This is a genomic window from Bacillus coahuilensis m4-4, assembly GCF_000171615.1.
Taxonomy (GTDB): domain Bacteria; phylum Bacillota; class Bacilli; order Bacillales; family Bacillaceae_K; genus Bacillus_T; species Bacillus_T coahuilensis.
This window is the reverse complement of the sequence record NZ_ABFU01000021.3, coordinates 68,455-78,366: the sequence shown is the minus strand read 5'-3', so window position 1 is coordinate 78,366 and position 9,912 is coordinate 68,455. Positions and strand designations below refer to the sequence as shown.

The following is a 9,912-nucleotide window of genomic DNA, read 5'->3' as shown; positions in this document are numbered from 1 at the left end:
ACCTCCGCTCATTTCGTGCACTACCACTATTCTCACTCCTAGCTAACACCATGTCCGTTTCCATAATATCCCCCACCCAGCCTCAAAAAAAAGAACCGTCCAAATGACGGTTCTCATACTTAACAATATTCACAGAATTCTAGTTCTCTCTTTAATTCATCCACATATTCTCTAGATCCTGTTACAATCAGTCGATCATTCATGTGAAGCTCTGTATCTCCATGAGGGACGATGCTGTCTTTCCCTCTAAAGATCCGAACAAAGATAATATCTCCAGTGAATGGGAATTGGCGTAAAGTCATCCCGTGGAATTCGATATTCATCATACGAATTTCGTATAGAGATGTTTCTTGATTTGTTAATATATTTATGACAGATGGTGATTCGATTAGTGCTCGTAATAATGCTTTGGTAGAAAGGAATACAGAAAATACTTCTATACCGTTTCTTTCATTTTTTCTTCTAACTCAGCAGTTTCTACTCGAACGATGACACGGTCGACTCCATTTGATTTTGCAGCTAAGGCTAATACAGCATTGTGCTCTTCATCACCAGTTGAAATGACCATAATATCATGATTAAAGGCCTCATGAGCTTCAAGTGTTTCAATTTCTAGGTCGTTCATTTCCACAATTTCAAAGACAGAATCGGTAATTTTCTCTGCTTTTTCTTGTTTACGATGATATAATACGGCTTCATATAAAGATGAGTTTAACTCCCGGTAAACGGGTAAAGTTAATTGATTGGCTCCAATAAATGCAACTTTTAATTGTCTTTCTTCTACCGTTTCTTTTGGGAAGATTCGCTTAAACATTATTGGTGTTATGACACATGTTATGACGGCTACTAATATTAACAGTCCGCTTAATTCAGGAGTAATCATGCCAATTCGTTCTGCTATCTTAGCAGCAGCGATTACAAGCGATAAGGTTGACGTTAATAAGAACGCAGAGGCAAGAACGGTTTTATGATCATACCATTTCTTTAAAATGTACACCGGAACCAATTTTGAAATAAAGAAAGCAAAAAGTAGCAATGGAATAAGCAATAATACTTTTTTATCACTAAATAATGACCATACGTCAATATCTACCCCAACCATCACAAAGAAGATTGGAATTAAAAATCCATATCCGAATGAATCTAAATTGTGCATCAACTCTTGGTTAGGAGCTAGTAATGATACAAGAACTCCTGCTAAGAATGCACCCAGAATATTTTCTGCTCCAACCGATTCTGATAAAGCCACAAGAACAATAATTAAAGTAAAGATTGCACGAGTACCGATTTGAACAGTACCTTCTGACAAGCTTTTTAATAATGGTAAGTCTTTAAATCGTTTCGCGACAAAGTATAGTAAAATTCCTGCACCAAACAGAATTAACAATAGCCAAGTATTTCCTCCATCTTCACTATAAAAGGATACGAATACTGCTAGTAAAATCATCGTTACTAAGTCTGCAATAACGGCGACAAGTAAAATAATTTGTCCGATAGCACTCTTTGAAATATGTGCTTCCTTTAAAGTGGGGACAACCACACCTAATGAAATAGTAGAAATGATTAATGTCGTAAAGAAGGCATTATCAATTAAACCAAATAGGACGAATAAATAACTGAGGCCAAGACTCATGGCAAATATCCCAGTAAAAATAATCATAGACACAAGTAGTCTATTTGGTTCGGGCTTACCGTTTTGCAATACTTTCTTTTTGTTTACCCTCTTTTGAAAATGCCTTAAAATCAATTTCTAGACCACTTAAGAACATAAGAAAAATAAATCCAAGTGTGCTGAGGGTTTCTAACCACATGTCTTCTTCTACTAAATCAAATCCACTTTTACCAATGACTAATCCCATTAGGATTTCTGCAATAACTACTGGGATGAAATTCAATTTAAAGCGGTGTAATAATATTGGCGTAATAAAAGCTACGACAATAACAACCACTAGCGATGTAACAGATGCATGGTGCTCCATTTATATCCCATCCTCTCTTTTTAAAATTATATTACAATAAATAATTCATAAATAATGTCGCAAGTCCAAAATAAAATAAAAATCGAAAGTAGATCATTAATGGTGGTAATAAAAGGACCTGATGCAACGGCTGGGTCAATGTTTACCTTGTGCATAATTAAAGGAACAAAAGAACCTGCAAGTGTCGCAACAAAAATACTGGCGAAAATGGAGAATCCCACTAAGATTCCCAAGACAAGAGTTCCTTGCCATAGAATAATACCTATTGTAATCAATATTCCACATGTAATACCAGTAATAAGACCTGTTCCTGCTTCTCTTAGGAGCAAAGTGCGTTTGCTCTTGTTCTGAATTTCTCCTGTCGCAATCCCTCTTACAGCCACAGCTAAGGCCTGTGTGCCTGTATTTCCAGCCATACCAGCTATTAGAGGTATAAATACGGCCAATAGTGCAACTTTGTCTAACGTTTCCTCAAATTGAGCAATTATAGAGGCAGTCACCATGCCCAGAACTAATAAAATAATGAGCCATGGAAGTCTTTTTTTTGCAGCACTAAACGGACTGACATCGACTACATCTAAATCTGAAACCCCAGCAAGTTTTGAATAGTCATCGGTTGCCTCTTCGTCCATTACTTCCATAATGTCATCTACGGTGATAATTCCTAATAAATGTTCCTGAAAGTCCACTACCGGAAGAGCTAAGAAGCCATAATCTTTCATCATTCTGGCTACTTCCTCTTGATCTTCCCCGACCATAACCGATTTCACACGATCACTCATTACTTCGTGAACCATTAGATCATCATGTGTAACGATAAGATCACGTAGGGATAACACCCCAACTAAATGCTTTAGTTCGTCCACAACGTAAATATAATATATCGTTTCGGCATTCGGGGCCTCATTTTTTAAAATATACATGGCAGAACGAATAGTTTGATTTTTTGAAATGGCAACAAACTCTGTCGTCATAATACTTCCAGCTGTATATTCCTCATAATGTAGAAGCTCTTTAATTTCCTTTGCAGCTTCTGCATTCATTAACGTTAAATAACTAGCCACCTGATTTTTATCCAATTCATTTAATACATCAACAGCATCATCGGCAAACATGTTTTGGAGCATTTCTGATGCATATCTTGGACTCATTTCTTGCATTAAGCTATCATTTACAATTTGGTCTACATCTATATGAACATAAATGTCTGCCATTTCATTTGGAGATAAGTAATGATAGACAGTTTCTCGCACCCCTTGGTCTAATTGCAGGTAGTATTGAGCTTGATCGTATGAATGTAGTTCTAGAAATTCACGACGAAATAATTCCACGTCACCAGACGTTAAAGCTATGTATAGGAGTTCATCATCTAGGTGGTGTCTCTCATTTTCATTTGACACGGTATTTCCCTCCCAACTCTCATCTGGGTTAATCATTATACTAGCAAATCTTATAAGGAATGTCTTTATATTGCAAGTAATTTTCTTCACGTTTACAAACTCGTAAAATATTGCATGATATAATAGATCAAATGTTAACAGGATTAGCTAATTCCTTTTGAAAGGTGATGGAAAATGAAGTTAGATATCATTGGAGACATTCACGGTTGCTTAGACGAATTCACTAAATTGACAAAGAAATTAGGGTACCAATGGATAAACGGCATCCCTCTTCACCCTACTAGGACCCTTGCTTTTGTAGGTGATTTAACAGATAGAGGTCCTAACTCAGTTGGTGTGATTGAAGTGGTGTATCAATTGTGGAAGGAAGGTCGCGGAATTTACTCTCCTGGTAACCACTGCAATAAGTTATACCGCTATTTATTAGGTAACGGTATAAAGGTAGTGCACGGTCTTGAAACAACAGTAGGAGAATTAGAACGACTTAGTGAGCAAGAGTTTATCTTAGTGAAGGAACATTTTATAGAATTATATGAACAAAATCCGTTATATCATGTTTTAGATGATGGAAATGTAGTGATTGCCCATGCAGGAATTAAAGAAGAAGATATAGGAAAACAAACAAATTATGTGAAAACCTTTGTTTTATATGGTGATATAACCGGTGAAAAAAATTACTGATGGTACACCAGTCAGAAGAGATTGGGCCAAACATCATAAGGGAGATACATGGATTGTTTACGGGCATACTCCAGTTAAACAGCCAAGGTTTATAAACCGAACCGTCAATATTGATACAGGGTGTGTATTTGGTGGTGTCTTAACGGCCTTACGCTACCCTGAAATGGAAACCATTGAAGTTCAATCTGCTATGCCATTCATAGAAGAAAAGTTTCGCTCATTTGATTAATTCCCTAAAAAAACGGCACAGATTTTTTTATTCTGAGCCGTTTTTTACTAATTTCTCTATGTCCTTTGGAAGCTGACATTTTAAGTGTAGTTCCTCTTTTAAAAAGGGGTGAAAGAATGAGAGAGAAGAACAATGCAACGCTTGTCGTTTTAGCCATTTGGTTCCACCGCCATATAGGGTATCTCCTACTAGAGGATGACCTATATGGGAAAGATGAACGCGAATTTGATGAGTTCTGCCTGTCTCCAATTTAAGCTTCACATGGCTAAACTTCTGGAAATTCTGCAGAACCCTGTAGTATGTACAAGCATATTTACCGTCGTGTCTAACTTCTCTTTCAATAATACTCGTATCTTTGCGTCCAATAGGGAGCTCTATTTTTCCATATGGCTCCTTAAACGTACCTTCACTTAACGCTTCATATTCTCGGTTTACTTTCTTTTGCTGTTGTAGCAAACTAAGTTTTCCATGTACAAATTGATGCTTCGCAATTAGTACCAAACCTGATGTATCCCGGTCTAATCTAGTAACGATATGAACGGTTGAGGGAAGGCCGATTTTCTCATAATAGAAAAGTAAAGCATTTGCTAAACTGCCCGTTGGATGTTCTTTTGAAGGGATCGTATTCATTCTGGCAGGTTTATTAACGACTAAAACATGTTCATCCTCATAGACAATGGTTAATGGAATGTTTTCAGGTTTCAATCCACCGCTTGGTACCTCCGGCGGAAAGGTAACCTTCAACCGATCACCCTTCTGTAGGATGTATCGAACCGTCCTCTCAACTTCGTTAACTATGATTTCACCGCCATGAAATTTAACAAAGGCTAATGCACTTTTACTAATGCCTTCTCCCTTTAGAAATTCCTTAATGGTAAGACCCTCGTTACCTGAGACAGTCCATTCTTTTTGTATAAGCTTTCACCGTCAATTATCCTTTCTATTTATCTGCAATAAAGGAATCATGGACTCGTTTCCAGAAAGGAAACGGTCTGAATCTAGCGAATCTAATCTTTTCAGCAGCTACTCTGTACTGTATGGATTTCACATCTTTATGTAATAATGTTAGATGATCAATCGTTACCATAAAATCTGGACCGTTAACAGGTTTTAACATACATGTATGGTGTGCTGGTAAAACGAGTGGAGAACCTATTGTACGAAAGACACGATTATTAATCGAAGCCATTTCTGCTAGTTGAATGGCTGGAATAGAAGGGTGAAGGATCGCTCCACCTAGCGCTTTATTATAGGCCGTACTACCGGAAGGTGTACTCACACATAACCCATCACCTCTAAAGCGTTCAAAATGCTGCCCTCTAATTTCAACATCCATCACAAGTGTACCCTCTACACTTTTCACAGTGGCTTCATTTAGTGCTAAGTACCTCGTCTCTTTACCACCGTGCTGGTAACGAATAATGGTCTCTAAAAGTGGATACTCAATAATTTGATATGGTGTTTTAGCAATGGCAATAACGAGCTTTTCGATTTCTTCTGGAACCCAATCTGCATAGAATCCTAAGTGTCCAGTATGTACTCCTACAAATGCCGTTTTATTTAATCGTGAGCTATATCGGTGGAAAGCATATAAAAGCGTCCCATCCCCACCAATCGAGATGACTATATCAGGTTCATGTTCATCCCAAACAAGTTCAAAATCTTGTAAATAGGTCTTCATCTTATGCATATAGGAATTAGATTTTGAATCTCCTTTTGTCATGATAGCAAATTTCACAATCCTCACCCTTCCGTTCCACCGAAATATTTATTGAAGATGCAATACTTCCAATAGAAATGAACCCGATGCTTTATTTCTTTTGAAAGATAGCTTGAGCTTCTTGAATCTCTTCACGTATTAATGACATTTCCTCATCTAATTGAAAAGCTGCCTCGGCTGCCCTTTGAAGTCTAAGACCAATGGCAGTTGGGATTTGTCCTTGATATTTATAATTAAGCGAATGTTCAATGGTTGCCCAAAAATTCATTGCTAATGTTCGAATTTGGATTTCTGCTAGAATTCTTTTTTCCCCGTTTCTAGTTTGGACAGGATACTCCACAACAACATGATAAGATCGGTAACCGCTTTGTTTCTTATTGGAAATATAATCTCTTTCCTCTACTACGTTCAAGTCAGTTCGAATCCGGAGTAACTTGACCACAGAGTGGATATCATCTACAAATTGACACATAATTCGAAGTCCAGCTATATCTTGAATTTGATCTAATGGGATGTTTTTTTCTGTAGATTTATTCAAAATACTCGTTTTTGGCTTAACTCTGCCTGTAACAAATTCTATGGGAGAATGAAGATCTTCTAGTTCAAATTGTTGTCGCATTCCCTTTAATTTAATCTTTAATTCATCGACTGCCTGCTTATACGGCGCCAAGAATAAGTCCCAGTTGTCCATTGTAACCTCACCTTTCTAAAACACTTGTTACGAGTTGATGAAGATACTTTCAACCTTTTCTACCATTTGTTCACCATAATTGCCATTACCCTCAATATTTGAAATTAAGTAGGTTAGTTCTTCATTTAATTCTAATAATTCAACCACTTCTCCATCAACATCTAAGAAAAATTGTACATTATTATGAATTCCAGCTCGTACGTCTTCCCAGCATGTCTCACTCAAATATAAATAAACATACTCCTCTTCCACTTCACCTAAATACACAAAAGATAGCTGATCTGAATCAACAATTAATTGACCAGTTGGGACTATCCCTTTTACAATTTCTTGTTCATTTGTTGTAAAAATCATTGTATTTTCTGTCATTTCTTTCTTATGTAAGTTCGCAATTTTTCTCAATGACACTACTCCTTTCAAAACGGTCATACGTTTTTATTTTAACACACTACTCCCACATCTTACTAAACAATCAAATCATACTTTTCAACTTAACTTATTTTAGGTAAGCTATACTCAAGATGCTAGGATTGGAAGGAGTCCCGTATAGATGCAAGAAATTGAAATTGAATTTAAAAATATACTAACGAAACAAGAGTTTGATACGCTTTTACAATGGTTTCAAATAAAAAGCGAACAATTCCAACCTCAAACCAACTACTATTTTGATACAGAAGACTACCTTTTAAAAAAGAATGAATCAGCCTTGAGAATCAAGAAAAAAAGGCCATGATTTTATATTGACATTAAAACAACCACTTGAAGAGGGATTACTTGAAACTCATCAGGTGCTATCAGAAAAGGAAGCCTTAGCCCTGTTAAATGGAGGGCCTATCCCTTATGGTTTAGTCTATGACCAAGTTGAAGCAGTAGTATCTACCCCTGCTTCTATCGTCTATTTTGGTGAATTAATGACGGAACGAACAGAAGTAGCATATAAAGATGGGATTATTGTACTGGATAAGAGTCACTATTTAAATCATACAGATTATGAAGTAGAATATGAAGTAAGGGATGCTGTCACAGGGAAAAAGACATTTGAAGAACTGTTACACTCACTCTCAATACCAATTCGAGAAACGAATAATAAAATTAAACGATTTTATTTAGCAAAATACAATCAAAAAGACTAGGAGTTGTTGATAGGTGGATATCCAATCCATGAAGACTATGCTTCAGCTAAAAGGTTTACAAGGAATATCTTCTACCGTTCAAGGGAATACCACATCATTAACGAGTACCAGTGATTTGTTTCAGCAAGTACTACAGACTGCATTACAAAGCCAATTAAATACGACTACGTCTAATGGGACTCTTGGAAATGTCTATCAGCAGCTTCAATCTTTTACATTTCCGAGCGTTAACAGAATTTCTAGTGCACCACTTCCAAAAGATTCTACGACTACTATTCCAACAGACTTAGAAAGTATTATTGGACAGGCCAGTCGGACATTTGGTTTACCTAAAGAATTAATTTCTGCTGTCATTCAAACTGAATCAAATTACCAATCAAATGCTGTAAGCCATGCTGGTGCTTCTGGTCTTATGCAACTCATGCCAAAGACCGCTGCGTCTCTTGGTGTGACGGATATATTTAATCCTACTCAAAATGTAATGGCAGGAAGCAAATATCTGCGACAAATGCTAGATCAATTCGATCAAGATTTAGACCTTGCCCTTGCTGCCTACAATGCTGGCCCTGGAAATGTTCAGAAGTATGGTGGAATTCCTCCTTTTAAAGAAACGATTCAGTACGTACAAAAGGTAAAAATGCAATGGTCTAAAACCCTGTATGAACAGAAAGCACGTCCTAGCAATCATTATTCTAGGCGTGCTTTTTTGTATAGAGACTTCTTATTTCCCCAACCTTTTTACTACTAAAAATGCTAGTTGTTTGTATTATTCTGAAGTCGTTGCTAAAATAAAGTTACATTTAAAGAAAAAGGAGCCTGTTATATGGTCGAGAAACCATTAGCGCCATACCATTTGATTGGCGAAAAGAAACTCTCGATGCTTGTTAAAGACTTTTACCAACGAGTCAGTAAGCATCCCGATTTAGCTCCCTTATTTCCCGACGATTTAACGGAAACCGCTAGGAAGCAAACACAATTCTTAACTCAGTATTTAGGTGGACCTACCTATTATACAGACGAACATGGTCACCCTATGCTACGAGCAAGGCATTTGCCATTTGAGATTACTCCAAAGCGAGCAAAAGCTTGGTTACAATGTATGAGTGAGGCAATGGATACGGTAGAAATAGATGAACGAATACGAGAAGACTTTTTCTCAAGGCTGGCATTAACAGCCCATCATATGATAAACACCACAGAACCAGGTGATGAACAGTGAATCAAACAGAATTACAGCAAAATATTTGTAGCTCTGAGAAAAAGCCTTTAGAAATCTATTTATTTGTAGACCCTCTATGTTCTGATTGTTGGACCATTGAACCTATCATTAAGAAGCTACAAATTGAATATGGTAGGTTCTTTAAAATCCGATATGTACTAGCAGGTAGATTGTCTAGCTTAAATAATGGCGGAAAAAGGTATACAGAGTCAGTTGAAAAGACGTTAAGCAGAGCAGGAATCGTATGTGAGGATCCAAATGAAGGGGAAAGTTCAACCATTCACTCTCCATATCTCGCTTCTATTGCGATTAAAGCTGCTGAGCTTCAAGGAAAAAAGGCTGGATTAAAATTTTTTCGTGCGATCCAAGAGCACCTCTTTTTACAAAAAGAGGATATATCCAATATTGAAACACTTATTGATTGCGCCGCAAAGGTTAACATTGATGTAGAAGAATTTAAACAAGACCTATTATCTCATCAAGCAGCAAAAGCTTTTCAATGTGATCTAAAAATTACGAATGAAATGGACGTTTCAGAAAGTCCTACTGTTGTTTTCTTTAATGAGAAGATAGAAGACGAAGGTATTAAAATTTCTGGTGTGTACGACTATGAAGTATATACTCATATCATGCAGGAAATGTATGAAGGAGAACTGATTAGAAAAGATCCACCTACTTTACTAGATTTCTTGAAATTTTTTCGATTCGTTGGGACAAATGAAGTCGCAACGGTATACGATCTAACCATTTCTCAAGCCGAAAAACAGCTAAAGGAATTCCAGCTACAGCGAAAAGTAGAACGCATTGGAATAAAAGGACATGATTTTTGGAAGTATCTTGACGTATAATACGTGAAAACC

Annotated in this window: 7 protein-coding genes and 4 pseudogenes; 5 read left to right on the top strand and 6 right to left on the bottom strand. The window is 36.8% G+C overall.

Annotated elements, in window-relative coordinates; all coding sequences use genetic code 11:
• Positions 1 to 119: 119 nt before the first annotated feature.
• Positions 120 to 1,979 (bottom strand): annotated as a pseudogene (locus M44_RS20605) (monovalent cation:proton antiporter family protein).
• A gap of 31 nt (positions 1,980 to 2,010) precedes the next feature.
• A pseudogene (gene mgtE / locus M44_RS20600) lies at positions 2,011 to 3,415 on the bottom strand (magnesium transporter).
• Between the two features lie 138 nt (positions 3,416 to 3,553).
• Here mgtE and prpE point away from each other — a divergent pair.
• A pseudogene (prpE, locus tag M44_RS20595) lies at positions 3,554 to 4,289 on the top strand (bis(5'-nucleosyl)-tetraphosphatase PrpE).
• A 27-nt stretch (positions 4,290 to 4,316) separates the two neighbouring features.
• Here the strand turns inward: prpE and M44_RS05410 are convergent.
• The 4 genes from M44_RS05410 to M44_RS05395 form a co-directional block, all read right to left on the bottom strand.
• Positions 4,317 to 5,162: an RluA family pseudouridine synthase gene (locus M44_RS05410; RefSeq protein ID WP_337444037.1), complete on the bottom strand. Its 846-nt coding sequence runs from the start codon at positions 5,160 to 5,162 to the stop codon at positions 4,317 to 4,319.
• A 67-nt stretch (positions 5,163 to 5,229) separates the two neighbouring features.
• The gene (locus tag M44_RS05405) at positions 5,230 to 6,027 is read right to left on the bottom strand and encodes an NAD kinase (RefSeq protein WP_010171611.1); all 798 of its coding nucleotides are present in this window, start codon (positions 6,025 to 6,027) and stop codon (positions 5,230 to 5,232) included.
• Positions 6,028 to 6,100: 73 nt separating this feature from the next.
• Positions 6,101 to 6,700: a GTP diphosphokinase gene (yjbM, locus tag M44_RS05400; RefSeq protein ID WP_010171609.1), complete on the bottom strand. Its 600-nt coding sequence runs from the start codon at positions 6,698 to 6,700 to the stop codon at positions 6,101 to 6,103.
• A gap of 27 nt (positions 6,701 to 6,727) precedes the next feature.
• Entirely contained in the window at positions 6,728 to 7,102 is a 375-nt protein-coding gene (locus tag M44_RS05395) for a UPF0738 family protein (protein WP_010171607.1), read from the bottom strand.
• Positions 7,103 to 7,250: 148 nt separating this feature from the next.
• On the opposite strand from M44_RS05395, the pseudogene M44_RS20590 reads away from it, so the two are divergent.
• The 4 genes and pseudogenes from M44_RS20590 to M44_RS05375 all read left to right on the top strand — a co-directional run bounded on the left by M44_RS20590 (position 7,251) and on the right by M44_RS05375 (position 9,900).
• Positions 7,251 to 7,833: pseudogene (locus tag M44_RS20590) on the top strand (CYTH domain-containing protein).
• 13 nt (positions 7,834 to 7,846) lie between these two features.
• Entirely contained in the window at positions 7,847 to 8,581 is a 735-nt protein-coding gene (locus M44_RS20585) for a lytic transglycosylase domain-containing protein (RefSeq protein WP_010171600.1), read from the top strand.
• Between the two features lie 75 nt (positions 8,582 to 8,656).
• Positions 8,657 to 9,052, top strand: a complete 396-nt coding sequence (locus M44_RS05380) for a globin domain-containing protein (RefSeq protein WP_010171598.1) — start codon at positions 8,657 to 8,659, stop codon at positions 9,050 to 9,052.
• Complete coding sequence (locus M44_RS05375; protein WP_010171597.1) at positions 9,049 to 9,900, top strand: ClpXP adapter SpxH family protein; 852 nt, start codon at positions 9,049 to 9,051, stop codon at positions 9,898 to 9,900. Before M44_RS05380 ends, M44_RS05375 begins: the two co-directional genes overlap by 4 nt.
• The last annotated feature ends 12 nt before the right edge of the window (positions 9,901 to 9,912 follow it).